Below are 24,207 nucleotides of genomic sequence, written 5' to 3'. Positions count from 1 at the left end.
GGAGATCGACACCGAGTAGAAGTTGCGCACCCCGTTGTGGATGAACCACTCCTGGATGTCGCCCATCATCCGGAGCGAGAACTCGGTGGAGAAGATGCAGGTGTTCTGGCCCTGGTCCTCCTTGAGGATGTCGGCCTGCACGGTGCCGCGCACGGTGGCCAGTGTCCGGGCGCGCAGCTCGGCGGCCTCCTCGGGCGAGGGCTCGCGCCCGTGCGCGTCGCGGTGGCGATCGAGCGCCTGGTCGATGGCGGTGTTGAGGAAGAAGGCCAGGATCGTGGGGGCGGGGCCGTTGATGGTCATGGACACCGACGTGGCCGGTGCGGACAGGTCGAACCCGTCGTAGAGCGCCTTCATGTCGTCCAGGGTCGCGATCGACACGCCGGAGGTGCCGACCTTGCCGTAGACGTCGGGGCTCTGGCCGGGGTCGCGGCCGTACAGGGTGACCGAGTCGAACGCGGTGGACAGCCGGGTGGCCTCGCTGTCGGCCGACAGCAGCTTGAAGCGCCGGTTGGTGCGGAAGGCGTCCCCCTCGCCGGCGAACATCCGGGCCGGGTCCTCGCCCTCGCGCTTGAACGGGAAGACCCCGGCCGTGAACGGGAAGCGGCCCGGCAGGTTCTCGCTCCGCAGGAAGCGCAGCAGTTCCCCGTGGTCGGTGTAGCGCGGCAGCGCCACCCGTGGAATCGTGCTGCCCGAGAGCGACTCGCGGGTGAGCCTGGTGCGCGACTCCCGGTCGCGGACCCGCACCACCTGCTCCTGGCCCGAGTACGCCTCGACGACCGCCGGCCAGCCGTCGATGAGTTCGGCGTTCGCCGGTGCGAGGTCGGCCCTGGCCGTCTCGGCCAGTTCGGCGACGGCCGCGGCGGGCGGTCCGGTGAGCTCGGCCGCCACCTCGGTCAGCCGCTGCAGGCGCCGGGCGGCCTGGATCTGCCGGGCGGTCTCGGCGTGGTAACCGCGCACGGTCTCGGCGATCTCGGCGAGGTAGCGGATCCTGCCCGGTGGGACGATCTGGGCCGCGCCGGTGGACGCGCGGCCGCTCACCTCGGGCAGGACACCGGGCTGGAGCGGCAGGCCGCCTTGGGCCAGCAGACCGCTCAGGTGCTGGTACAGGGCGGTGACACCGTCGTCGTTGAAGGTGGCCGCGCTGGTACCGAACACCGGCATCTCCTCGGGCCGGGCGCCGAAAGCCTCCCGGTTGCGGATCAGCTGCCGGGACACGTCGCGCAGTGCGTCGGCCGCGCCACGCCGTTCGAACTTGTTGATCGCCACCACGTCGGCGAAGTCCAGCATGTCGATCTTCTCAAGCTGGGAGGCCGCGCCGAACTCGGGCGTCATCACATACAGCGCGACGTCGACGAGGGGGACGATCGCGGCGTCGCCCTGGCCGATGCCCGGAGTCTCCAAGATCACCAGGTCGTATCCGGCGGCCTTGCACGCCTCGATCACCGCTCCGATGTTCTCCGGCAGCTCGCGGGCGCCCCGGGTGGCCAGGGACCGGAAGAAGACACGGTCGCCGTCCAGGGTGTTCATCCGGATCCGGTCGCCCAGCAGCGCGCCGCCGCCACGGCGCCGGGTCGGATCCACCGCCAGCACGGCCACCCGGAGCTTGTCCTGCTGGTCGGTGCGGAACCGGCGTACCAGCTCGTCGGTGAGGGAGGACTTGCCGGACCCGCCGGTGCCGGTGATGCCGAGCACCGGCACCCGGCGACCGGCGGCCGCGTCCGCCAGCACCCGCCGGTCGGCCTCCGGCAGTGTCCCACCCTGCAGGCAGGTGATCACGCGTGCCAGTGCCGTCCGCTCACCCGCCAGCACGCTTTCGACCGGTACCGGCCGCGCGGCGAGATCGACGTCCGACTCACGGATGAGCCGATTGATCATTCCCGGCAGACCGAACCGCTGGCCGTCCTCGGGGGAGAAGATCCGCACCCCCGACTCGGCCAGCCGGGCGATCTCCTCCGGCACGATGACGCCACCGCCGCCGCCGAAGATCTGGACGTGTCCCAGCCCTGCCTGCCCGAGCGCCGAGGCGAGATATTCGAAGTACTCGATGTGCCCGCCCTGGTAGGAGCTGACCGCCACCCCTTGGGCGTCCTCCTCCATGACCGCGTCGACCACTTCCCGCACCGAGCGGTTGTGGCCCAGGTGGATCACTTCGGCTCCCTGCGCCTGCAGGATCCGCCGCATGATGTTGATCGCCGCGTCATGCCCGTCGAACAGCGCGGCGGCGGTGACGAAACGCACCGGGTGGGCGGGAACGTGCAGCGAGCCGTTGACGCGGGAGCGGTCGTCGGAGCGTGGCACCGGACTCTCCTGGAGGGTAATAAATCCTTGGACATCAAATATTTTGGCATTAAAGTACATAGGTGATCGGGATCCGGTCAAGTAGCGTGAGCCGGTGCCTAGTTCACCCTTTTTCGACTCCATCGCCGAAGCCCACCGGCAGTGGAACGCTCGCTGGCCGGAACATGCCGACCACATGGCCACCGTCACCTCCGTCATGCGGGTGCAGCAACTGCTGCTGAGCCGGATCGAGGAGACCCTCAAGCCGTACGGCCTGACCTTCGCCGCCTACGAGGCGCTGCAACTGCTGGCATTCGCGCGAGGGGCGCTGCCGATGGGAAAGATGGGGGAGCGGCTGATGGTGCACCCCGCCTCCGTGACCAACGTCGTCACCCGCCTGGAGCAGCGCGGGCTCGTGGAACGGCGGGTCTCCCCCGACGACCGGCGCGTGGTCCTGGCCAGGATCACCTCCGCCGGGCAGACCCTGGCGTGGCAGGCGACCGAGGCGCTCAACGAGAGCTCGTTCGGCCTGGCCGATCTCACCCGCGCCCAGGCCGTCGAGACCACCGCCCACCTCCGTGACGTCCGCGCCGCCCTGGGCGACGTCCATCGGCCGGACCAGGCCGGAACGAGCCCGCGCGACCTCCCCGTGCACCCGTAGCCAGGGGCGTCCAGCGGGCCACCCTGGAGCGCGCGACGCCGACGCGCCCCCGGGGAGCTCGACCTCCCCTCAGCGGGTGGGGGGAACGAACTCGGGCTGGTCGAGCAGGCGCAGCCAGCTGCCGTCGGGCTGGCGCCGGACGACCTGCGCACGGGCGCCGCTCCCGTCCTTCGGCGGAGTCGAGGTGAGGGCGATGTCGCCGCTGATCAGCGTCGGCAGCGGTTGTTCCTGCTCGAAGCGGGGACGGCCGGTCAGCACCTTCTCCCACAGCGCGCGGATCGCCTCCCGGCCCACCGTCCGGCCGCCGGGCGGATAGGCCATCACCGCGCCCTCCTCGTAGAGCGCGGCGACTCCGGCCGCGTCACCGGCGTTGGACCGTTCGACGAACAGGCGGGTGATGTCTTCGGGCCGCATGGCCTTCTCGTACTCCGGCATGGATTCCTCCTAGTGGTGAACCTCGGTGCCCACCAGCGTGGCCGCTCGACGATCAGAAGTCCAACAGATGAATCTGCTGGTAGCCAGAAGTTTCAGATATGGATCCGGGCTCCGGCGGCACAATCGTTCAAGACCGTCGGCGGCGCCTTGGCCTAGAACGTTGCTCGCAGCGGAGATGGCCGGAGGTGGGATGGATGGAGATCGGTTTCATCGGTCTGGGGCTCATGGGAGAGCCCATGGCCCTCAACCTGGTTCGCGCGGGGACGCCCCTCGTGGTCTGGAGTCGTACCGCCGGCAGGAGCGAGACGCTGCGGGCGGCCGGCGCGAAGGTGGTGACGAGTCCCGCCGAGGTGTTCCGGCGGGTGCGCGTCGTGTTCCTCATGCTGGCCGACGGCGCCGCGATCGACTCCGTGCTGGGGCGCGGGACAGACCGGTTCGAGGCGAACGTCGCGCGGCGCGTCATCGTCCACACGGGGACGACCTCACCCGACCACTCCGCGGGACTGGAGGCCGACATCCTCGCCGCCGGGGGCGGTTATGTCGAGGCCCCGGTCTCAGGATCGCGTGATCCCGCCAAGGCCGGGCGGCTCGTGGCGATGCTGGCAGGCCGGCTCGCGGCCATCGAGGAGGTTCGCCCGCTGTTCCGGCCGATGTGCCACGAGACGGTGGTGTGCGGGCCGGTTCCCTCCGCGTTGCTGATGAAGCTGTCGGTCAACCTGTTTTTGATCACCATGGTGACCGGCCTGGCGGAGGCCGTGCATTTCGCCGACCGCCACGGCCTCGACCTGCGCCTGCTCCTGGACGTGCTCGATTCCGGCCCGATGGCCAGCGGTGTCTCGCGGGTGAAGGCGCTCAAGCTGGTCGAGCGCGACTTCGGCGCTCAGGCGTCGGTCGCCGACGTGCTGATGAACAACCGGCTCATCGCCGAGGCGGCACGGAAGGCCGGCCTGGCCTCGCCGCTGCTGGACGTCTGCCACGCCTTGTTCGGCGAGACGCTCGCGCTGGGGCATCATCACTCGGACATGGTGACCGTCGTCCGCGCGATCGAGGCCAGGACCGGATCGACCCAGGGAGCACAGGAATGACCACACAGCCGATCGTGATCGTCACCGGCGGAACGCGGGGAATCGGCAGGAGCATCGTCGAACGGTTGCGCGCGGACGGGCTCGGTGTCGTCTTCACGCATTCGAACTCCGACGACGACGCCCGGACGCTGGAAGCCGCCCTCGACGGCGCTGACGTCCCCGTCCGTGGTTTTCGTGTCGACGTCACCGAGGAGGACGCTCCCCAGCGGCTGTTCCACCTCGCCGGGTCCTTCGGCGAGGTGGCGGGCCTGGTGAACAACGCCGGGGTCACCGGCAGGATCGGCCCCTTCACCGGCCTGACCGACGCCGATCTGCGGCGCGTCGTCGACGTGAACCTCGTGGCGCCCGTCCGGCTGTGCCGCGAGGCCGCGCGGCACTGGGCGGGGCGGGCGCCGGGGGCGGCGATCGTCAACGTCTCCTCGGTCGCCGCCCGTACCGGATCGCCACACGAGTACGTCGCGTACGCCGCGACCAAGGCGGCGCTCGAGACGCTGACGATCGGCCTGGCCAAGGAACTCGCCCCGGACGGCATCCGGGTCAACGCCGTCTCGCCGGGAACGGTCGACACCACCATCCACGCTCGCGCGGGGGAGCCGGGACGAGCCCGGCGCGTCGCGGGGCGCATCCCCTGGGGACGACCGGGCAGGCCGGAGGAGATCGCCGAGGCGGTCTCGTGGCTGATGTCGGGCAAGGCGTCCTACGTCACCGGTGCCGTCCTCGACGTCACGGGTGGGCTGTGACACCGGCGAGCGCGGCGACCCACCTCGCCGGCGTGAGGCCGTAGGCCCGTTTGAACATCCGCGTCATGTGGCTCTGATCGGCGAATCCCGCGCCCAGTGCGGCGTCGCACAACGGCACGCCGCCCGCCAGCATCCGGCGTGACCGGTCCAGTTGCCGCATGGTGCGGAAACGGGTCGGACTGGTGCCGAACGCGGCCCGGAACTGACGCGCGATCGTCCAGCGGTCCAGGCCCGAGACGTCCTCGAACTCCTCGACCGTGTGCCTGACCGCCGGATTGTCGGCGATGAGGTCCCGCACGCGCGACAGCGGCTCCAGGGCGAGCGGTGCCCGCCTCCTCGACGGCGCGGAAGAGTGCCTCTCCAGCATCCCCGCGACCAGGAGCGCGACCTCGAGACGTTCGAGGTCGCCCAACGGCTCGTCGATGTCCGCCAGTGACGCCAGAAGGGACGGATGCACGTCGCGATGCCTGACGACAGGATCGGCGACGAAGGGGAGCGGTCTTCCACCCAGCGCCTCCTGGACGAGGAAAGGGTCGATGTAGATGATCCGGTAGCCGAATCCCTCGTCGGTACCCGCCGCGCCGTCATGGGTTTCGTCGGGGTGCAGGATGTGCCACTCTCCGGGCAGGCAGTGCCGCAGCTCACCGCGGTAGCGGAAGGTCTGCACACCCCGCAGTGTCATCCCGATCGCGTACGTGTCGTGGCGGTGTGGTGAGAACGCCTCACCGACCAGCGACGCCTCGAGCCGTTCGATCCCCTCGGCGCCGGAGCCGAACCGCAGCCGATGCCCGGGCGGGTTCCCACCTGCCGGCAGGCGCCGGCACAGGGCTTGGAGATTCGGCTTCCGTTGCATCTCCACGAAGCTACCCGCCTCGTAGGGCACGTCGCGTCGCGCGCGGCCGCACACGCGGGTGAGCAGCTCGACCTCGTGGGGCGTGCGGACGTGGTCTCAGCACGCGCGACCTGGAAGGACTCACCTGCAGGGTCGGCCCGGCAGGTGAGTCGTCACGGCCGCCTGGTCCGGGGAAGGCGGGGAAGACCGACGATCGCGCGCCCGAAGGGGCGGCCTGCTAGGGCTTGTGCGGACTTCGGATCTTTAGGTGGGTTGAAGGCTTCGGATCCACAAAAGGGCTTCACGGAGATAGAGACCGGCGAGGTGACTTTCAGGGGTCTTGTCGAAGCGGAAGGCCGGCCCGCGCCACTCCTTGATCTGGCTGATGCGGCGTTCGGCTGTATCGCGCTGTTTGTAGAGCTCGGGATCGTGACTGACCGGGCGGCCACCGCGAGAGCCGTGTTTTTGCGGCTGGCCGCCTGGTCGGCCTTCTCCGGGATGACGGCCTGGATGTGGCGTCGGCGCGGATAGGTGCGGTCGGCGTGGGAGAAGTAAGCCTTGTCGGCGGCCACCGCGCCTGGGCGGGTGCGTGGGCGGCCGACAGGGGGGCGGACCTTGATACGGGTCCAGGGAGTAGCACAGCCCCGGGTCCTCCTCGCGATGCCAGCGGCGGTGCAGCTTGCCTCGCGAATCGCGTAGATAGCAGGGGCATCGGCTGGGCTTGACGGCAATGCGGCGCTCGGCGAGCTGAGCAATGCGCCGCCTGCCGAGCACGGCCCGCGACGACCCGGTCCAGGTCGTCCTGGCCAGTGAGATTGTCCAGCGCCGAGGCCACGGCGGCCAGTCGCGGTCCGCGCGGTTTTTCGGCGGGGTCGAAGAAACGATCCCAGGGGTTGTGCGGTGTCGGTCGGGGCATTGGGCGCTCCGCCTTCGGGGCAGCGGTCGGTCAGTGGCGTTACTCGACGTAGGGCGGGAACAGCTTCTCGGCCGCCGCGCTCAGTTCGGTGACCTCAGCCACGCTGAGCACCGCGTTTTGCCGAGAGATCCAGCCCGGCACCTGGGAGGCCCGCAGGAATGGCACCCCTGAGACCCGCATGACGCGCAGCAGCGGTACCGCGGCCCCGTGGATCGCCACCACCGGTGCGACCTCCACCGGTCGTTTGAGCGTTCTGCTCAGCGTCTCCGAGACCCTGCCCGCCTCGTAGATCACCGAGCCCACCACCTTGTCGCCCGAGGTCCGCCCGACGCGCACGTACCCGCGGCGACCCCGCCGGGTGATGCGCTTGCGCTTGTCCCAGTTCTTCGTGTCTACGACGAACAGGCCGCCAGGCCCGATCACCAGGTGATCCACATTCGCCTTCCCATAGGGCAAGGCCCGATCGTGCAACACCGTGTAGCCGTGCCTGCTCAAAGGGCGCAGCATGCGAGCCGTCCGTCGCTCACCCGCGGCGCCTTTGCGCCAGGTTCTCACCGCCTCGTGCTTTCGCCACCGGGTGAGCGCGTCGATCCCAGCGACGAGCGCCGTGGCGGCCAGGCCCGCCCACCAGCCCCACAGCCACGTCACCACGGCGAAGACCGTCACGGCGAGCGCAGCCTGTTGGATCAGGCGCCGAGTGCGTCCCTCAGCCCAGGCCGCGCGGTACTGCGCGTGAGCCGAGGCGCCGGCCCCGGCCGGTCGGGCAGGACGAGGTGAAAGCGGGGACGAGGGAGTGGCCATCGTGCGACCTCCGGGCGGGGGGAGCGGAGCCTGGCGCGAGGGAACCCCCTCACGGTACGCAGTACCGCCGGCAAACACACCCCTGAGTCGACCTGCCCGACGACGAGGATGATGAGCCGCTCGATCGCGGACCGGGCTGCGGCTTTTGGGCCGGTCCCGGCCCGCACCGTCCCCGGGAGGCCGAATCGGTTCAGGCCGGTTGTTGCTTGTCGCGGTGGCGGTCGAGCAGGTGGGTGAGCAAGCCCACGGCAGCGGCGGCGCCGTTGGGCCACCGGGCCGGAGCGGGCGCGGGTCCGCGAACTGGAGCGGTAGAACGCCGAGCTGCACGAGAAACTGGCGTTCTTGAAAAAGCGGCCGCCTTCTTCGCGGCCGAGAATCGATGACGCTCGCCGAGTTCGAGCTGACCGATGCGGAGAAGGCCCACCACGCGATCGTCAATATGTGAGCCTGGCTGGAGGTGTCCCGATCGGGCTACTGCGAGTGGCGCGATCGATCGGCCTCGGCCAACCCTCGTCCGCGACGTACAGGTTAAAGGTCAAGCTAGGCCGGTCCGCGGAACGCAACAGCGCCACCAGGGCAGTTGCACCCTCCCTGATCAGACAGTGCCATTCGGGGTGGCTGCAACCGAAGCGCCACCCTGGGGGCGCTTTGCCACTACGTCACGGTGCAATACGCGTCGTACCGCTCCACGCCGCTCTCCCAGCGGCAGGCAGCCGAGTTGTAATCATGGATCCTGGTGTACTTACCGTTCGTTACCCAGTGATACGGCGCGGACGGCTGACTGGGGGTGTTGAAGCGGACATAGTAACCGCCGGTAGGAACATTGGTGAAGGTAAATCCGTCCTCATCGAGGAACGACGATCCTGCGTTGCAGCTCCACGTCACCTGGCTGGCCGTGGCGTTGCCGTCCTGGTTCCATATAGTGCAGCTCGACGATCCACCACTTACAAAGCTGGCGACCCTGAACGTATAAGGGACGTTTATGTTTGTGGCGTTTCCCAGTAGCGGACGCGTGTTGGTCGGCATGGCGGCAGCGGGTGTTGTAGATAACAGGACAGTTGTTCCAATAGCGGCGGCGATAAGGGTCGAGAATGGCCTACCTCCTACGATGCCGCTCTTGTGGCGTATACGCGAAAGATGCTCCACTTGCCCTCTCGTCATCCTAAAGGAAACGAACTTCACAAATAAAGCTGTCACCCCTATATTAGTCGTGTCAAGATATTTCCGGTAATGCGTATCCCCCTTATGGGCCGGCGGTCGGGGCCCAAGCCGGGGAGGCGGCGCATCAGACGTCGATGGAAGGGCGGCCACGGCACTCCATCGCCCGGATATCCGAACCGTCCATGCCGGCACAAACTTGTAAGACGCCGAACAGAGCGGGTGCCGCGGCCGGAAGGGCGGGGCACCCGCTTGCGTCGGGCTCTGCGTTGGCCGAGCCTGCGCCCAGGCGGCCCTGGTGAGTGTGCGCGGGTTCGACACACTCCTCAGGGCCGCCCGCTCAGGTGGCTCTCGCTGATCAGGTTCGCTCAAGCGACGATCGAGATGACCGTGGCAGTCGCACCGACGACTTGGAGCGCCGCGTCAAGCACCGCGGAGAGGTTGAGCTTGACACTGTTGTTGCAGTTCCACTTGTAGGTCGGGGACGTGCGCCATGCCTGGACGATTTCTGGGATCCGGCCGGACTTGTTCCAGTCGTGGTTGCGGGACCCCGACTCGAACGTCCCGTGGAGTCGGCCAGAGGTCTTGAAGGCGAAGGTCCCGCCGGAGGAGAAGCGGACGGTGCAGACACCGCTGAAGTTGTAGCTGGGAGCACCCGAGTCGCGGATGTGGCCGGACCACCTGTAGGTGCCGTCGCTGAACAGAGTCAGCGACGTCCAGCCGCCTACCGGGGTCCCTCCTTTGAACCTGACGTCACGGTTAATGCTGATCTGCGCATTTGCGCCGTAGTTGCCGTTGGTGACCGCCGTGGTCGTCGCGGTGGTGGTGGTGGCGGCCGGAGCGGTGATGGTGAGTCCGGCGGCGGTCGTGAGTACGGCCATTCCGAGGGCGACGCGTTTCATGGTCTTCTCCTTGGTGAGGTGGTCCGGTCGAGCCTGTGCTCGCCGGTCGGTCTCGCGCCCACTGGTGTGCCTGGTGGGTGCGGCCGGCCGCCGGGAGGGGGTCAGCCGTCAGGCGGAGGAGCGCTTGCCTCATCACGGTCTCCGGACCGGCCTATGTCCGGCGATGCTGGCGGACGAATCCGATCGGACGTCGCTAAGCGGCAGGTAGCGATCTATACTTCAGACCGCGAAGGTGTCCGGCACCGCCGGACACCGGCACAAGGGAGCCGAAGCTGGATCGGGCGAGGCGCTCAGGTGAGTGAGGAATCGGACCCGCGGCCAGGGTTCGCCGAGCGGCTACGGGCCCTGAAGGACGCTGCCGATGTCTCCGTCCGCGACCTGGAGATCGCCAGCGCTCGCACGCCCCGACGACGCGGCGGCCAGGCCCCGTTGCGACTGAAACGCAGCACCATCGCCGGGATGATCAGCCGGACTCGGCCAGTGCGCCCAGAACAGGAACATTTCGAAGCCTTCGTCGACACCTGCCTGCGCATCGCCGAGGAATCCGGCCGATCACTACCCGCAGACCTGGGGGACCGGCAGGCGTGGGACGCCGCCTACCGCGACCTGCTGCTGCGGATGGCCGGAGCACGCAGCATCAACCGATCGGCCGCCGAGGCGGCCGGCCGCCTGCGGTCGATGCGACCGGCATCGGGCGACTTCGCGGACGAGGCCGGTACTTCAGACGGGGACTCCGGTGGGATTTGTCCGTATCGAGGTCTTGAAGCGTTCGGCCCAGAGGATGCTCCGTTCTACTTCGGGCGGGTACGGCTCATCGGTGATCTGCTCGACCGGGTCGCCGAGAAAGTGACCTCATCCGGGCCTCTGATGGTGACTGGCCCGTCAGGGTCGGGAAAGTCGTCCCTGCTGCGTGCCGGGCTGACCTCCGCGCTGACCACCGAGAACCAGCCGTCCGATAACGCCGGGACGCGCGCTCGCGTCCTGTACTTGACCCCCGGGGCCGACCCGGTGACCGAACTGGCCAAACATCTCGCCGCTTTGACGGTGGAGGCATCCGCGGGCGGGCTCGCGCCCCAGGCTCTGGCCGACCCGGCGCACCTGCGGGCGGCGCTGCGCCAGGCGTCCGGTCGCGCTGGATCAGCGCACGCTGTTCGCCTGTTCGTCATTGTCGACCAGTTTGAGGAACTTTTCACTCTGTGCCCTGATGAGCAGCAACGTCGGCTGTTCCTCCAGGCGCTGGACGCTCTGTGCGCCGCCCCCGCCGAGGACGCCCCCGCAGTGGTGGTCTTGGGCATGCGCGCCGACTTCTACGGGCACTGCGCCGCCCACCCTCAGCTTCTCAAGTCATTGGAACACCCGCTGATCGTCGGTCCGATGGGCTCTGACGATCTGCGAGAGGCCATCGAAGGCCCCGCCCGCCTGGCCGGGCTCACCCTCCAGGACGGACTGGTGGATCTCCTGCTGGAGGACCTCGGCCCCGGTGGTGCGGATCGATCGGCCAGGGCGGGCGGCGTCCTTCCGCTGCTCTCCCATGCCCTGCTCTCCACCTGGCAGCACCGCGAAGGCCAGACCCTCACGTTGTCCGGCTACCGCGCCACCGGCGGGATCGCCCGATCGCTGGCCCAGACCGCCGACGCCACGCTGGAGAGTCTCGATCTGGCCGGTCGTCGGATCGCCCGGCGCATGCTTCCCCGCCTCATACGGCTGGGCGAAGGCACCGAAGACACGCGTCGTCACGTTCTCCTGGCCGACCTGTTCCCCCCGCCGGCCTCGCCGGATCACGGCATCGCGCGCAAGGTCCTGGACCGCTTCGTCCGTGCCCGCCTGGTTTCTGTCGACGAGGACAGAGCCGAGATCACCCACGAAGCCCTGACCCATGCCTGGCCACAGCTGCGTGCCTGGATCCAGACCGACCGCGCGACTCTCCTAGTTCGGCAGCAACTCGACGACGACGCGCGCGAATGGCTGCGGCACGGCCGTGATCCGGCGTTCCTCTACCGGGGCACTCGGCTCGCCGGGCTGACGGAGGCGTCGTCGCGCTGGGAGTACGCCTCCACGTTTGGCGCAGAGTTAACGGAGGTAACCCGGGCGTTCCTGCGGGCCTCCGGACGGGCCGCGACCAGGGGTGCCCATGTTCGCAGAGCGGCCGTCGCCGCATTGGTGGTCCTGCTCGTGGCATCCCTGACGAGCGGGATCCTCGCGATCGACCAGGCCAGGGAAGCCACCGACCGGGAGCACGTCACCCGCTCGCGCGAACTCGCACAGCGTGCCGAGATTTTCACCGATACCGACCCGGCCGTGTCACGATTGTTGGCCGCCACAGCCTGGAGCATCGCCCCCACCCCCGAGGCCCGGCGTGCCCTGATCACGACCACGCTGGCCCCTGCTCGGGCCGTCTTCACCGGGCACACCGGGCGCGTCAACGCAGTCGCCATCAGTCCCAAGGGCGGAATAGTGGCAGGAGGTGGCGACGACGGCACGGTCCGGCTGTGGGACATGGCCACAGGCCGTGCGGTCGGCAGACCGATGACCAGCCCGGAGGAACTCGTCAATGACCTCGCCTTCACCCGCGACGGCAGCCTGCTCGTCGTGGCGAGCGAGGTCATGACAGAAGATTTCAGCAGTGGCGGGGTACGCCTCTGGGATGTCGCAACCCAGCGCCTGTCCGGTGAACCACTTGTCTTCGACACCGATTTCGACGCCGGGACCGAGGTTTTCTCCGCGCTCGACATCAGCCCCGACGGGACCAGGCTGGCCGCTGAGGCAGACGGGGAGGTCCATGTGTGGGACCTGGCCACGCGGGAGCAGCTCGCCACGTTTCCGACTCCTTCCGTCGAGGACCTGGCGTTCAGCCCCGACGGCGGATCCCTGGCCATCGCGGACACCGACGGCGCGATTCGCCTGTGGAACGTCGCAGACGGTTCCAACCTTAGCCCGCTTATGGTCTCCAGTAGCGGCAACGTCGCGGCGTGGCGGATCGCCTTCACCCCCGACGGCACCACTTTGATCAGTGTGGACAGCGACGAAACCATACGGTTCTGGGACCTCGCCACCAGCAAGCAAGTCGGCGAGCCCATCACCAGAGCCGGGCTGTCGCTGGCGCTTACCCCCGACGGCACGACGCTGGTCACCGTGGGCGAAGGCAATGTGATCGTCCTGTACGACACCCGCGCCCGCCGCCAGGTGAGCGTGCCGTTCATCGGCCACATCGGCCCTGCCCTCGACCTCGCCGTCTCCGCCGACGGCCGCATCCTGGCCAGTGCGGGTGAAGAGGGCACCGTGCGCATCTGGGATCTTGCCACTGGGCGCCAGGTCGGTCGGCCGCTCACCCAGAAGGGCGGTGAGACGATCCACGCGATGTACCTGGCCCCCGACGGACGCACCGTCGCGACCTCCAGCGTCACCGGCGGCCGCCTCTGGGATGTGACCGCGCGGCGGCGGTTCGGCGACCTCATCGCCAAAGCGGAGTTGGGCTACAGCGGCCCCGTAGTGTTCGGCCCCGACGGAAAGACCCTGGCAATCGGCGAGACCGACGGAACCATCCAGCTGTGGGACGTGCCCACCCAACGGCGAAATGGCCTGCCGCTGCTCGGCCACACTGAGAACCCCGAATTCTCCACGGCTTTGGTGTTCGCCCTGGACTTCAGCTTCGACGGCGGCCTGCTTGCCAGCTCCGGTATCGATGGCACCCTGCGGTTCTGGGACGTTCGCCGCCACCGCCAGATCGGCGCCGCGCTCGCGGACGCAGCAGGTGTGTCCGTGGCGTTCAGCCCGGATGGGCGCCTCCTGGCGGTCGGCATGGCCGACGGGACGGTCTGGTTGTGGGATACCGCAAGCCATCAGCGGATCGCCGTGCTGCATGGTCACCGCGCCAATGTGGCGGACTTGGCCTTCAACGCGGAAGGCACGTTGCTGGCCACCGCAGGCGCTGATCGGACGATCCGGCTGTGGGACATGGAGACCCGCCGTCAGGTCGGCCAGCCGCTCGTCGGCCATGCCGGCATCGTGCGGAGCCTCGCCTTCGCTCCGGAGGGTGACCTGATCGCCGGCGCGGGCCAGGACGCCACCATTCGGCTGTGGGACGTGGCCACCCAGCAGCAGATCGGCCGCCCTCTGATCGGCCACGACCAGGACGTCGTCGGCGTCGCCTTCACCCCGGACGGGCAGGCGCTGGTCAGCGCCGGCTACGACGGCACGATCCGCCAGTGGGATATCGCCCGGCCGCCCGACCTGCTCAAAGCAGTCTGCGGACTTGCCCAACGGCCCATCACCGCTGCCGAGTGGGAGCTGTACGTCCCTGGTGAGGCCTACATCCCGGTGTGCCGCTGATCCGGCTTCGATCCAGGCACCCTGCGGCGCCCCGCGCTGCGCACGCCTGCGGCCGTCGCTCGCCCCTCCCCACCACCGACGTCCAAGACGGCTTCAAGCCGCGGCCGCCTCGGACACTCCGCATCAGGCGGCCACGTGGGTGGAGCCGGCCACTCAGGCGGCATTCGGCCGGGTTGCGGTGAAGTCCCGCCGGATTCATCGGTGGCGTGGCCGGGGCGGCAGCCCTCGTCGATCTGTGCCCGGCGGACCCGGGTGCGCAGTGTCTCGGCGATGCCGATGCCGTAATTGCCGCGTTCCGGAAGTAGGGCAGGGGCGGTTACGCCTCCATGCCAGGGGTGTGTTTGACCTCAACCGCGGTTGAGATTGCACGATGGGCGGCCGGGGCCCGCCCACAGCCGACCTTAAGGAGTGTGTTCCTTGAGCACGGATTCCGGTTTCTATTCGATCATTGACTACACCGTCGATGGCTTTGACACGCAGCGTGAGCTTGTGGAGGCCTTCGCGGAGATTCAGGAGCGGTGGGTGCGTTTCTACCCCGGGTACCGCTCGGCCCGTTTCCACGTGAGCACCGACGGCACCCGCGTGTACAACATCGTGCACTGGGCGAGCGAGGCAGACTACCGCCACTTAGTGGAGGATTCCGACACCGATGGCCGGACGGCCGCCATCGGCAAGGCGCTGGAGAGCCTTTCCGGCAAGGCCGAACCACGCATGACCGGAGTGCCTACCTACACCGTCGTTCGGGAAGTCGGTCCCGGGCCCCAGCGCCGGGATGCCTGACCACCCGAACCGCCGGCGGCGGGCGGCTGCGCCCGCCCATGCCGCCGGCTGAGGCCAACCACCCTCGATCAACCACGATCACTGTGCAGGACGTTTCATGAAGCTTGAGATATACGCCGATGTGCTGTGTCCCTGGTGCTACATCGGTAAAAGACGCCTGACCACCGCATTGGCCGCGCATACCGGCCGCGACCGCGTTGAGATGATCTGGCGCAGCTACGAGCTCGCGCCGGAGGAAGGCCGGATTCCCGGCCCGACCGCTGCCGAGGCCATGGCCGGCTGGTGGGGCGAGCAGGTGCCCGCCCGCATCGCGCGGATCCGGTCGCTGGGTGCAGTGGAAGGCCTGGAGCTGAACCTGCATCTGGCCCGCCCGGTGAACACCTTCGACGCGCACCGGCTGAGCAAGCTGGCCGCCGACCGCGGCCGGGCCGATCAGATGATGGAGCTGCTGCTGCACGCATACCACACCGAGGGTCTCAACGTGGCCGATGCGCAGGTCCTGCAGCGCCTGGGCGGTGAGGCCGGGCTGGACGGCGATGAGGTGCGCGCCGTCCTGGCCGGTGACGAGTACGCCGGACAGGTGCGCGCCGACCGGCGCCGCGCGGCCGAGCACGGCGTCACCGGCGTTCCGAGCCTGGTGATCGATGGCCGCCCGCCGGTCTCGGGAGTCCAGCCTGTCGCCGAACTGCAGCGGCTGCTGGAGCACAATCCGACCGGCTCGCACACCGCCCCGGCCACGCTTGACCGGCCCGGGTGACGGGTGCTCCGGTCACGCCCTGTACCCACGAGCTCTTTCTGGAAGGAATCGCATCTGCGATGGACATCGGTATCGGGTTGCCCGGTCATGCTTGGTGGACCGACGGCACAACCTTGGTGGAGTGGGCACGCCGCGCCGAAGCGCGCGGCTTTTCCACCCTCGGCGTCAGTGATCGTCTGGCCTGGTCGACGCCGGGGCCTTTGATCACTTTGGCCGCCGCGGCGGGCGCCACCTCGCGCATCCGGCTCTTGACCAGCGTGCTCCTCGCGTCCTTGCGCACCAACCACGCCCTGTTCGCCAAGGCCGTCACAACACTGGACCAGCTCGCCGGGCCCGGCCGCCTGTAGCTAGGGCCTGTATAGACTTCGGATCTTCAGGTGGGTTGAAGGCTTCGGATCCACAAGATGGCTCCGCGTAGATGAAGACCCGCGAGGTAGCTTTCGGGGGTCTTGTCGGGGCGGAAGGCCAGAGCACGCCACTCTTTGATCCGGTTGATGCATTGTTCGGCCGTGTTGCGCTGCTTGTAGAGCTCTGCATCATGGCTGACCGGGCGGCCGCCACGGGAGCCGCGGTTCTTGCGGTTGGCTGCCTGGTCAGTCTTTTCGGGGATGAGGGCCTTGATACGGCGCCTGCGCAGATAGAGGCGGTTGCCGTGAGAGGAGTAGGCCTTGTCGGCGGCCACCGCGGCCGGGCGGGTGCGCGGACGACCGGCGGGCAAGCGGATCTTGATCCGGGCCAGGACGGTGCGAAACTGTGGGCTGTCGCCGGCTTGGCCCGGGGTCAGGACGAAGGACAGCGGACGGCATCGCCGGTCGGCCGACAGGTGGACCTTGCTGGTCAGCCCCCCGAGAGCGGCCCAGCCCGGCCACCTTCGGCCGTATTCGGCGCCGCAGTCGTAACCGCCGGGGTTCGTCCCCGTCCCGGTCTTCGCCGGGTTCGCCGTCCTGGGGGTTTTGCCCCTTTGACGCAGCCCCTTTTCCTGTTCAGCAGCCTCTTCCAGTGCCTTGACCACCTCGCCGTCCAGGATCATTCCGGCGGCGTGGTGGTGGGCGCGGGCCGTGGTGGAGTCCACGCCGACCAGCTCAAGGTCGGCCTGCCCCGGGCTGCGTCCTCGGCGATCACCGCCTGCATCAACTGCTCGAAGACACCGGCCGTGGCCCACGACCGAAACCGGTTGGAGACGGTGGACCAGGTGCCTTACTCCTCAGGCAGATCCCGCCACGGACTGCCGGTACGAAACCGCCACATCACCGCGTTGAACTGCTGTCGCAGGTCCGGGATCAGGCCTCGCTTACCCAAGGGCGGATGAGGATCGATCAAGGACCATTCCTCGTCAGTGAGATCTCCACGCGCCATAGCGATGGCCTACCAGGACCGCAAACCACCGCGCAGGCGAATCCCGCTGATCTCAACCCCGTACAGACCCTAATCCGGCGGGGTGGTTCCGACGGCCTGGCGGAGCACCGGCTTGAGCACCTTTCCCGAGGCATTGCGGGGCAGTGCCTCCATGACCTGCAGGCGTGTCGGCTTCTTGTAGGACGCCAGCCGGCTCTGGCACCACTCGGTCAGCTCGTCCAGGGTGGGCGGGGCGAGCGGGTCGGCCGGGACCACCACGGCGACCGGGGTCTCCCCCCAGCGCGGGTGCGGCGCGCCGACGATCGCGACGTCGGCCACCGCCGGATGCCCGGCCAGCACGTTCTCGACCTCGGCGCAGTAGATGTTCTCACCACCCGAGATGATCATGTCTTTCTTGCGGTCGACGACGTAGACGAAGCCCTCCTCGTCGGCGCGGACCAGGTCTCCGGAGTGGAACCAGCCTCCGGCGAACGCCTCGGCGGTGGCCTCGGGATTGTTCCAGTACCCCGACATCAGGGTGGGACCGCGGTACACGATCTCGCCGACCTCACCGGGCGCGACGTCGCGCATCTCCTCGTCCACCACGCGGACGCTCACCGCCGGGACGGGACGGCCGACCGAACCGATCTTCCGCAGCGCGTCCTCGCCCTCGAGGGCGCAGGTGACCGGTGACATCTCGGTCTGGCCGAAGACCGCGACGTTGGGGACTCCGGGGAAGGTGTCGGCCATGGCCTGCAGCAGGGTGACGCTCGCCGGTGCGGCCCCCCAGGACATGGCGCGCAGGCGGGTGGCGAGGGCGGGCGCCCCCGGATGGGCGATGACCTGCTGCCACTGCGCCGGGACCAGGAATAGGTGGGTGACCCGCTCGCTCTCCACGGTCCGCAGCAGGTCGTCGGGATCGAACTGCTTGCTCGGCACGATGACGGTGGTGCCGCCGGTCGCGATGGACGGCGCGATCGTGCCGAGCGCGGCGATGTGGAACATCGGCGAGGCGCACAGGTTCACGTCGTCGTCGAGATGCAGCCGCCAGTACCGGATCAGCGTGCCGGACTGCCCGGCCAGGTTCAGGTGCGACAGCACGGCGCCCTTCGGGTGCCCCGTCGTCCCGGAGGTGTACATGATCAGCGCGGGCCAGCGCTCGTCGATGTCGGCGGCGGGTGGTTCCGCGGCGGACGCGCCGGCCAGATCGGCGTAGTTCAGGGTTTCCGGCCCGGCCTGGGCCGGGTCCGCGCCGACGACCACACACGTCGCCGGGGACGAGAGTGTGCCGCGCACCGCCGCCACGGCCGGGGCGAGAGCCTGGTCGGCGATCAGCGCGACGGAGCCGCTGTCCTTCAGGATGAAGGTGATCTCATCGGCGGTGAGCCGGAAGTTCAGCGGGACCGCGAGCGCGCCCAGCAGGTTGATCGCGAGCACCGCCTCCACGTACTCCGGCCGGTTGGTCATCAGGATCGCCACCCGATCGCCCCGTCCCACGCCCTCGGCGGCCAGGCCCGCCGCCAGCGCCAGCACCCGCCGGTGGAGTTCCGCCCAGGTGGTGGAGACTCCCTCGAAGCGCAGTGCGACCCGGTCGGGGATGTGCCGGGCGTGGCGGGCGACCTGATCCAGCCAGTTGAGGCCGCCGCCGGGCAGCGTCACGGGCGTATGCGGGAAGCGGGAGTCGGTGTTCCGGGTGGAAGACAAGATTCCTCCGTCAGTGACGAACAGGGCGGTCCGGTTTTCGCGCCGGCCCGCCGAGGAGATGGCGGGCGAACCGTTACCGGACCTGCGGGGGAAGGGGGAGATCGGGACTGGCCGCCCAATCTGCTATTGGATGATTGTTCTGTCAAGACGCACTTACCGGGCTCCCTCCGGTGTGCGACGGAGATCGACGCCGGCTCCAACGCCACCGTCGCGACCGGCGGAAACGCCTTCCGGCAGGGAGCCGTTCCGTCGGTCGGCGATGGGTCGGTCGCCCGCCGAGGCGCAGGCGTGGGCGCGGTGGGCGTTGGGGCCGGCGACCCGCGCGGTCGACGGGTGTGCGTCGCCTCGGCGAGCGTGAATTCGTCCTGTCCCGCGCGGTGCGCACCGTGGGCGTCAGGAGGGAGCCGGCTCCTGGAGCCGGACCGGGCGGCCGGGCTCCGATCGCCGCTGATCAGTGCCCTGGCCAGTACGGGGAGAACAGGTCGAACTTGTTGGGCAGGCCCAGCGCGTAGCGGGTGTCGTCGAGGGCGTAGAGCGCGTTGAACTCGGGGGGCAGGTAGAGCTCGTACAGCGTCGCCTTGGCCGCCGACGATCCGGCGGCGTCCAGAATGGCGTTCGCCGCCATTCGTCCCGCCTCGTTGGCACCCTCCATGGTGGCGAGGTTGATGCTGTTACGGACGAAGTCCGCGGCGAGGTAGAAGTTGGGGATATTGGTCGTGGCCTTGGGGCGGTTGCTCCAGGAACTGGGGGTGTTGATGAGCAACGGCTCGTCGTTGGCCACGGCGGACGTGGCCTCGCCGGTGATCGCCGGGTCGACGAACCAGGAGTGCACGAGCGAGTCGGGCAGCAGCGCCGCGCCGCCTGGCAGGGCGGCGCGCACCTGCGCGAGGACCTCCTGCACGATCTGCGGCCGGGTGCACTGTTTGGCGGTCTTCCCGAACAGGATGCCCGGGGTGTTCCAGTCCGACAGGTCGAGGGAGAGGCAGTCGGTGACCGTGCCGTCTCCGTACGTCCCGGCGAAGTCGTTCTTCCAGAACTGGGCCTGGCTGATCGAGGTGAGCGCCCACGGGCTGCCCGCGTAGATGAGGTGTCCCAGTGCGATCGGGCGGGGCTCCCTCAGATAGATCATCACGCCGTTCATCCAGTCCGTCTCGAGGTTCGAGAGCCGGGCCAGTGAGGAGTCGGCGCTCTTCATCGAGGTCGTCAGCAGGGGCTGCAACCTCTCGACGGGCAGGGCCGCCACATAGTGGTCGGCGGTGACGGTCCCGGCGGCCCCGGTAGGGTCGGTCACCTGCGCGCCGGTGATGCGGCCACCGCTGTGGGTGAACCCGGTGGCGGTCCAGCCGACCTTGAACTCGACGCCGAGCCCGGTGAGATGGCTGATCCAGGGGTCGATCCACACCTCGTTCGACGGGCCGTTGAGCACCCGGTCGGGCGGGCCGTACGGGCCGAGGCCGATCGCGCTGAAGGCGAGCGCCTCGAACATCAGCCCCATGGTGCGGGTGTTGGCCTTGTCCGGCTGGGCGGCCACCAGGGAGGCGGTGAACATCTTCACCAGCAGTTCCCGGTAGTCCTCCGACATCGCGCTCGCCTTGATGAAGTCGGAGAACGCCATGTTCTCCCACTGGCCCAGGCGCCGTCGGGGGCCGCTGGTGGCGAACGCGATGATCTTGGAGACGAAGAACTCGATCTGCAGCAGCGGGACCGTTCTGACGGCGCTGAGGGCGGTCATCAGGTAGTCCCTGAGCGAATCCGGGGTGAGCACTCCACCGAGGCTGCCGGGCACCGGGATGCGGAGCTGCTGGCCCTTGTAGGCGATCACCTCCAGTTGCGCGTTGACGAGGCTGTCCCTGGTGTTGCCGTTGCCGAACGGGATGCGGCTCATCGTGTCGGGGAGATTCTGGTAGAAGCCGGGGAAGAAGCGGAAGCCGTGCTCACCGGGCAGATTCCGGCGCCCGCCCGCGGCGGTCCCCGGCACCGGGATGCTCCTGGATTTGCCGCCGAGGGACTTGCGCTCATAGACGGTGACCTGGAAACCGCGCTCGGCCAACTCCTGGGCGGCGCTCAGTCCGCCCATCCCGGCGCCGAAGATCGCTACTCGCTTGCCCGTGACCGACGCGGTCAGCAAGGAGGGGGCGGCCGCCCTGGCTCCCGGCGCGCCCACCAGTGGCCCGACCGTCGCGGCGGCCGCGGCGGCCATCGCGCCCGTGACGAACCGACGCCGGCCGAGTGTGCCTCGACTGCCGTCTCGGCTTTCTTGCTCTTCCATCGATCCTCCAAGCTAACCGACACCTCTGTTGGTTCAGCTAGGCGGAACAATGAACGCACTGCCAACGTCTGTCAAGACTGAAATGTGCGCAAAGCGAAACAGGGGCGCTAGCGAGGATCGGGCTCGGTCACCTGGGACAGCCCGTTCCACAGGACGCGCATGGCCGCGTTGACCAGTTCCTCGCGTGGCACCGACGGATGCCGCGCCCACCACTGGGCCAGGCCGTCCGTGCTGGAGAGCAGCAACTCGACCACCGCCTGGGCGATCTCGGTCTCCGCGTCGAATCCGAGACGGCTCAGGTCGCGCGCGAGCATCACGGCGACCGCCCGCGTCCGGGTCTCCCGGATGCCCCAGCGGACCGCCTTGATCTCGGGGTCGTTCTCGTCGGTGTGGTCGAACAGCAGGCGGCGGGCCATGGGGCGGTGCTCGGCGAAGCTGAAGTACGCGTCCAGGGTGGCGCGCAGTCGCTGGCCGGGGGATCCAGATCCGGTGATGCGGGCACCGATGTGCTCCACCAGCAGCGCGTTCTGCTCCTGCAGAACCGTGATCAGCAAGACCCGCTTGGACGGGAAGTGGTCGTACAGGACCGAGCGGGTCACCCCTGCCGCCGTCGCGATCTCCTCCATCGCGGTGGCGTGGTAGCCCCGGGCCGCGAAGACGGTCAGGGCCGCCTCGGTGATATGCGCGCGCCGAACTGATCCCCGCATGCGCTTTTTCGGTTCCTCGGTCTCCACGTCCCGCAGACTACCTCCGGCGGGGCGTTGACTCGTCGGTCAGTGCTGACTTACTGTTCCCATAACCGACATCCTCGTCGGTTATGACGGACTGTCTGCGGGAGGTCCGATGAGCGAACACGCCGATGTCGTCATCGCCGGAGCGCGCTGCGCGGGATCCGCGGCCGCGACGGCACTGGCCAGGCAGGGGCGCCGGGTGATCGCGGTGGATCCGGCGCGCTTCCCCAGCACGACCGTCTCCACTCACCTGCTCTTCGCCGGCGGCGTCGCCGAGTTGGCCCGGGTCGGTGCCCTGGAACGCGTCGAGAAGGCCGGCGCCCCCCGGCTCTCCCGCGCGCACGTCGGCGGCCCGGGCCTCGACGCGGGGGGCGGCTACACCCCCGTTGACGGGATCGACTACGGGATGTGCGCCCGGCGCGCCGCCCTGGACACGGCCCTCGTCGAGACGGCCCGCGAGAGCGGAGCGGAGATCCGGGAGGGGCACCGCGTCATCGACCTGCTCTGGGAGAGGGACCGGGCCGTCGGTGTACGGGTCCGCGACCCCAAGGGCCAGGAGTACGAGATCCGCGCCCACCTGGTCGTCGGCGCGGACGGCCGCCGCTCGACCGTCGCGCGCCTGGTCGGGGCCGAACACCCACGCATCACCCACGCCAACGGCAGGGCCTGCTACTACGCCTACTACGAGGACCCTCGCGACGAGTGGCGATCCACCGCCGCGATGTGGCTGACGGGCTACGAGCTGGGCAACGCCTTCCCGTGCGACGGGGGACTGGCGATGGTGCTGCTGATGCCGCCGGTGGAGCGGGTCGCCGACTTCCGGGGCAACCTGGAGGCGGAGTTCGACCGGACCGTCGGGTTGGTGCCGGGGCTGGCCGCGCGCCTGGAGGGCTGCACCCGGGCTACGAAGATCGTCAGCTCCGCGGAGCACCCGTCCTACTTCCGCCGCTCGTCAGGGCCGGGCTGGGTCCTGGTCGGAGACGCGGGGCACTTCAAGGACCCGGTCACGGCGCAGGGCATCCGTGACGCCGTACGATTCGGGCGGCTCCTGGGCGAGACCGCCGCTGTCCTGGACGACCCGGTCGCGCTCGACCGGGCGACGCGGGCCTGGGAGCGGAAGCGGGACGAGCAGTGCGTGCACACCTACCACTGGACGAACCTGCTCGGGCGGGGTGACGGTCTGGCGCACGTGCAGTTCGAACTGCTGCGGGCGCTGATCGGGGGGCCGAGAGGAGTGCGCGGCCTGTTGGAGGTGTACTCCCGGATACGGGATCCGCGGGAGACCCTGGCCGTGAACGGCCTGGCCCGCGCGGCCGTGCGCGCGCTGCGGCACAACCCCGCCGAGCGTACGGCGGTGCTGGCAGGAGTGGGCAGCGCGGTGCGCGAACTGGCCCAGAACCGGGGAGAGGCGAAACGGCTGCTGGCCTGAACCGGCCGAGCGCTCACGACACGCCCTCCCCGACGCTCCGTCAGGCGGTGCTGCCGGCATGCTCCAGCACCACGACAGGCAGGGGCCGGGTGGCCTGGACCTGGTAGTCGTCGTATCCGGGCGCCGCCCGTACGACATGCCCGAACAGTTCCTCGCGTCGCGCCCCTTCGGCGGGAACCGCGAGTGCCTCGAAGGTCTCGGTGCCGACCTCCACCCGTACCACGGGATGGGCGAGCAGGTTGTGGTATCAGCCGGGGTGGGAGGGGGCACCGAGGTTGGAACCGACGATCAGCAGCGAATCGCCGTGGCGGACGTAGCCGAGAGGAGTGGTCCGCTCCGTCCCCGACTTCGCGCCGGTGGTCGTCAGCAGCAGGAGATCCCCGCCTTCGAAGGGGCCACCGACCTTCCCTCCGTTGGCGCGGAACTCCTCGATGACCGATTGGTGGAAAGACATGGGCATACGGTTTTCTGTCTCCGGAAAAAGTACGTGGATCCGCAGTGACTGCGGTGATGGTGGATGGCGGTGATACGCGCGGTACCGAGCGACCGCTACGCCTCTCGCCGCACGCGGGCCGCCGCTGACGTCTGACGCGGTGCGGAAGCCCAGGGCGCGCATGACGGTGCCCGGAACTCGAAGAGCGGGAGACGACGTGCGGTTGCGCTACCAGAATGCGGGCCAGTGCTCCGGCCTTCAGGACTCCGTTGCCCAATTCGTTTTCGATCTCCGCGACCTGCGTGTTCGGCACTGGATAACGACGCCAGACGTCGACCGGCGGCAATTAGAAGCCCTAACAGAATAATCTGAGCGGCATCTTTGCAGGTCATCGATTGTTGTACCTGGTATGAGGAAGGGTGAGCAGCTGCCCTGGATCGTCTCGGATGAGCTGTGGGAGCGGATCGAGCCGTTGCTGCCGAAGGTGGAGCGCCGCTACCGGTACCCAGGGCGTAGGCGGCTCGATGACCGCAAGGCATTGTGCGGGATTTTGTTCGTGCTCTACACCGCGCTCCCGTGGGAGTTCCTGCCGCAGGAACTCGGGTTCGGTTCGGGCATGACCTGCTGGCGCCG

The 24,207-nt window shown here is 69.0% G+C and carries 19 protein-coding genes and 3 pseudogenes; 9 read left to right on the top strand and 13 right to left on the bottom strand.

Going from position 1 to position 24,207, the window contains the following annotated elements; genetic code table 11:
- A partial coding sequence (locus AB0J58_RS39495) for a methylmalonyl-CoA mutase family protein (RefSeq protein ID WP_364225618.1) occupies nucleotides 1-2,298 on the bottom strand: 2,298 nt, incomplete at its 3' end.
- Nucleotides 2,299-2,392: 94 nt separating this feature from the next.
- Between AB0J58_RS39495 and AB0J58_RS39490 the strand changes: the two genes are divergently transcribed.
- Entirely contained in the window at nucleotides 2,393-2,938 is a 546-nt protein-coding gene (locus AB0J58_RS39490) for a MarR family transcriptional regulator (protein WP_364225616.1), read from the top strand.
- Nucleotides 2,939-3,007: 69 nt separating this feature from the next.
- Here AB0J58_RS39490 and AB0J58_RS39485 read toward each other — a convergent pair whose 3' ends face one another.
- Nucleotides 3,008-3,373: a nuclear transport factor 2 family protein gene (locus AB0J58_RS39485; RefSeq protein ID WP_364225613.1), complete on the bottom strand. Its 366-nt coding sequence runs from the start codon at nucleotides 3,371-3,373 to the stop codon at nucleotides 3,008-3,010.
- A gap of 194 nt (nucleotides 3,374-3,567) precedes the next feature.
- Here AB0J58_RS39485 and AB0J58_RS39480 point away from each other — a divergent pair, with 194 nt between their 5' ends.
- Nucleotides 3,568-4,458, top strand: a complete 891-nt coding sequence (locus AB0J58_RS39480) for an NAD(P)-dependent oxidoreductase (protein WP_364225610.1) — start codon at nucleotides 3,568-3,570, stop codon at nucleotides 4,456-4,458.
- The gene (locus AB0J58_RS39475; RefSeq protein WP_364225607.1) at nucleotides 4,455-5,198 is read left to right on the top strand and encodes an SDR family oxidoreductase; all 744 of its coding nucleotides are present in this window, start codon (nucleotides 4,455-4,457) and stop codon (nucleotides 5,196-5,198) included. Before AB0J58_RS39480 ends, AB0J58_RS39475 begins: the two co-directional genes overlap by 4 nt.
- Here AB0J58_RS39475 and AB0J58_RS39470 read toward each other — a convergent pair.
- The 5 genes and pseudogenes from AB0J58_RS39470 to AB0J58_RS39450 form a co-directional block, all read right to left on the bottom strand.
- Nucleotides 5,182-6,051, bottom strand: coding sequence for an AraC family transcriptional regulator (locus AB0J58_RS39470; RefSeq protein ID WP_364225604.1), 870 nt, complete (start codon nucleotides 6,049-6,051; stop codon nucleotides 5,182-5,184). The genes AB0J58_RS39475 and AB0J58_RS39470 overlap by 17 nt on opposite strands.
- Nucleotides 6,052-6,294: 243 nt before the next feature.
- Nucleotides 6,295-6,653: pseudogene (locus AB0J58_RS39465) on the bottom strand (IS5/IS1182 family transposase); the annotation flags it as partial.
- Between the two features lie 332 nt (nucleotides 6,654-6,985).
- Nucleotides 6,986-7,612: a nuclease-related domain-containing protein gene (locus AB0J58_RS39460; RefSeq protein WP_364225601.1), complete on the bottom strand. Its 627-nt coding sequence runs from the start codon at nucleotides 7,610-7,612 to the stop codon at nucleotides 6,986-6,988.
- Nucleotides 7,613-8,401: 789 nt separating this feature from the next.
- Nucleotides 8,402-8,773: a hypothetical protein gene (locus AB0J58_RS39455; protein ID WP_364225598.1), complete on the bottom strand. Its 372-nt coding sequence runs from the start codon at nucleotides 8,771-8,773 to the stop codon at nucleotides 8,402-8,404.
- 500 nt (nucleotides 8,774-9,273) lie between these two features.
- Complete coding sequence (locus tag AB0J58_RS39450; RefSeq protein ID WP_364225595.1) at nucleotides 9,274-9,807, bottom strand: hypothetical protein; 534 nt, start codon at nucleotides 9,805-9,807, stop codon at nucleotides 9,274-9,276.
- Between the two features lie 294 nt (nucleotides 9,808-10,101).
- Between AB0J58_RS39450 and AB0J58_RS39445 the strand changes: the two genes are divergently transcribed.
- The 4 genes from AB0J58_RS39445 to AB0J58_RS39430 all read left to right on the top strand — a co-directional run bounded on the left by AB0J58_RS39445 (nucleotide 10,102) and on the right by AB0J58_RS39430 (nucleotide 16,020).
- A complete protein-coding gene (locus AB0J58_RS39445; RefSeq protein WP_364225592.1) occupies nucleotides 10,102-14,136 on the top strand; it encodes an AAA family ATPase in 4,035 nt (1,344 codons plus the stop codon).
- A 417-nt stretch (nucleotides 14,137-14,553) separates the two neighbouring features.
- A complete protein-coding gene (locus AB0J58_RS39440) occupies nucleotides 14,554-14,916 on the top strand; it encodes an antibiotic biosynthesis monooxygenase (RefSeq protein ID WP_364225590.1) in 363 nt (120 codons plus the stop codon).
- A 97-nt stretch (nucleotides 14,917-15,013) separates the two neighbouring features.
- The gene (locus AB0J58_RS39435; protein ID WP_364225587.1) at nucleotides 15,014-15,673 is read left to right on the top strand and encodes a DsbA family oxidoreductase; all 660 of its coding nucleotides are present in this window, start codon (nucleotides 15,014-15,016) and stop codon (nucleotides 15,671-15,673) included.
- A gap of 59 nt (nucleotides 15,674-15,732) precedes the next feature.
- Nucleotides 15,733-16,020 carry an LLM class flavin-dependent oxidoreductase gene (locus AB0J58_RS39430; RefSeq protein ID WP_364225585.1) on the top strand — a complete coding sequence of 96 codons (288 nt, stop codon included), beginning with the start codon at nucleotides 15,733-15,735 and terminating at the stop codon, nucleotides 16,018-16,020.
- Nucleotides 16,021-16,046: 26 nt separating this feature from the next.
- On the opposite strand, the gene AB0J58_RS39425 is transcribed toward AB0J58_RS39430, so the two are convergent.
- The 5 genes and pseudogenes from AB0J58_RS39425 to AB0J58_RS39405 all read right to left on the bottom strand — a co-directional run bounded on the left by AB0J58_RS39425 (nucleotide 16,047) and on the right by AB0J58_RS39405 (nucleotide 21,688).
- Nucleotides 16,047-16,703, bottom strand: coding sequence for an IS5 family transposase (locus AB0J58_RS39425; protein ID WP_364225621.1), 657 nt, complete (start codon nucleotides 16,701-16,703; stop codon nucleotides 16,047-16,049).
- Nucleotides 16,704-17,029: pseudogene (locus AB0J58_RS39420) on the bottom strand (transposase); the annotation flags it as partial.
- A 69-nt stretch (nucleotides 17,030-17,098) separates the two neighbouring features.
- Entirely contained in the window at nucleotides 17,099-18,712 is a 1,614-nt protein-coding gene (locus AB0J58_RS39415; protein WP_364225582.1) for a long-chain-fatty-acid--CoA ligase, read from the bottom strand.
- A gap of 451 nt (nucleotides 18,713-19,163) precedes the next feature.
- A complete protein-coding gene (locus tag AB0J58_RS39410) occupies nucleotides 19,164-20,981 on the bottom strand; it encodes an FAD-dependent oxidoreductase (protein WP_364225579.1) in 1,818 nt (605 codons plus the stop codon).
- A 107-nt stretch (nucleotides 20,982-21,088) separates the two neighbouring features.
- Nucleotides 21,089-21,688, bottom strand: coding sequence for a TetR/AcrR family transcriptional regulator (locus tag AB0J58_RS39405; protein ID WP_343969567.1), 600 nt, complete (start codon nucleotides 21,686-21,688; stop codon nucleotides 21,089-21,091).
- A 136-nt stretch (nucleotides 21,689-21,824) separates the two neighbouring features.
- On the opposite strand from AB0J58_RS39405, the gene AB0J58_RS39400 reads away from it, so the two are divergent.
- Entirely contained in the window at nucleotides 21,825-23,141 is a 1,317-nt protein-coding gene (locus AB0J58_RS39400) for an NAD(P)/FAD-dependent oxidoreductase (protein WP_364225576.1), read from the top strand.
- Nucleotides 23,142-23,181: 40 nt separating this feature from the next.
- Here AB0J58_RS39400 and AB0J58_RS39395 read toward each other — a convergent pair.
- Nucleotides 23,182-23,595 (bottom strand): annotated as a pseudogene (locus AB0J58_RS39395) (nitroreductase family deazaflavin-dependent oxidoreductase).
- A gap of 388 nt (nucleotides 23,596-23,983) precedes the next feature.
- On the opposite strand from AB0J58_RS39395, the gene AB0J58_RS39390 reads away from it, so the two are divergent.
- A partial coding sequence (locus AB0J58_RS39390) for a transposase (protein ID WP_364225573.1) occupies nucleotides 23,984-24,207 on the top strand: 224 nt, incomplete at its 3' end.

Source organism: Streptosporangium sp. NPDC049644 (assembly GCF_040675205.1).
GTDB lineage: Bacteria > Actinomycetota > Actinomycetes > Streptosporangiales > Streptosporangiaceae > Streptosporangium > Streptosporangium fukuiense.
This window is presented reverse-complemented; position numbering and strand designations above follow the sequence as displayed.

Bases quoted from the DNA above. Each gene is read 5' to 3' on its own strand.
- AB0J58_RS39475 (WP_364225607.1), top strand. From the start codon at position 4,455: ATGACCACACAGCCGATCGTGATCGTCACCGGCGGAACGCGGGGAATC.
- AB0J58_RS39400 (WP_364225576.1), top strand. From the start codon at position 21,825: ATGAGCGAACACGCCGATGTCGTCATCGCCGGAGCGCGCTGCGCGGGA.
- AB0J58_RS39405 (WP_343969567.1), bottom strand. From the start codon at position 21,688: ATGCGGGGATCAGTTCGGCGCGCGCATATCACCGAGGCGGCCCTGACC.
- AB0J58_RS39435 (WP_364225587.1), top strand. From the start codon at position 15,014: ATGAAGCTTGAGATATACGCCGATGTGCTGTGTCCCTGGTGCTACATC.
- AB0J58_RS39455 (WP_364225598.1), bottom strand. From the start codon at position 8,773: ATGCCGACCAACACGCGTCCGCTACTGGGAAACGCCACAAACATAAAC.
- AB0J58_RS39450 (WP_364225595.1), bottom strand. From the start codon at position 9,807: ATGAAACGCGTCGCCCTCGGAATGGCCGTACTCACGACCGCCGCCGGA.
- AB0J58_RS39430 (WP_364225585.1), top strand. From the start codon at position 15,733: ATGGACATCGGTATCGGGTTGCCCGGTCATGCTTGGTGGACCGACGGC.
- AB0J58_RS39480 (WP_364225610.1), top strand. From the start codon at position 3,568: ATGGAGATCGGTTTCATCGGTCTGGGGCTCATGGGAGAGCCCATGGCC.
- AB0J58_RS39470 (WP_364225604.1), bottom strand. From the start codon at position 6,051: ATGCAACGGAAGCCGAATCTCCAAGCCCTGTGCCGGCGCCTGCCGGCA.
- AB0J58_RS39485 (WP_364225613.1), bottom strand. From the start codon at position 3,373: ATGCCGGAGTACGAGAAGGCCATGCGGCCCGAAGACATCACCCGCCTG.
- AB0J58_RS39425 (WP_364225621.1), bottom strand. From the start codon at position 16,703: ATGATCCTGGACGGCGAGGTGGTCAAGGCACTGGAAGAGGCTGCTGAA.
- AB0J58_RS39410 (WP_364225579.1), bottom strand. From the start codon at position 20,981: ATGGAAGAGCAAGAAAGCCGAGACGGCAGTCGAGGCACACTCGGCCGG.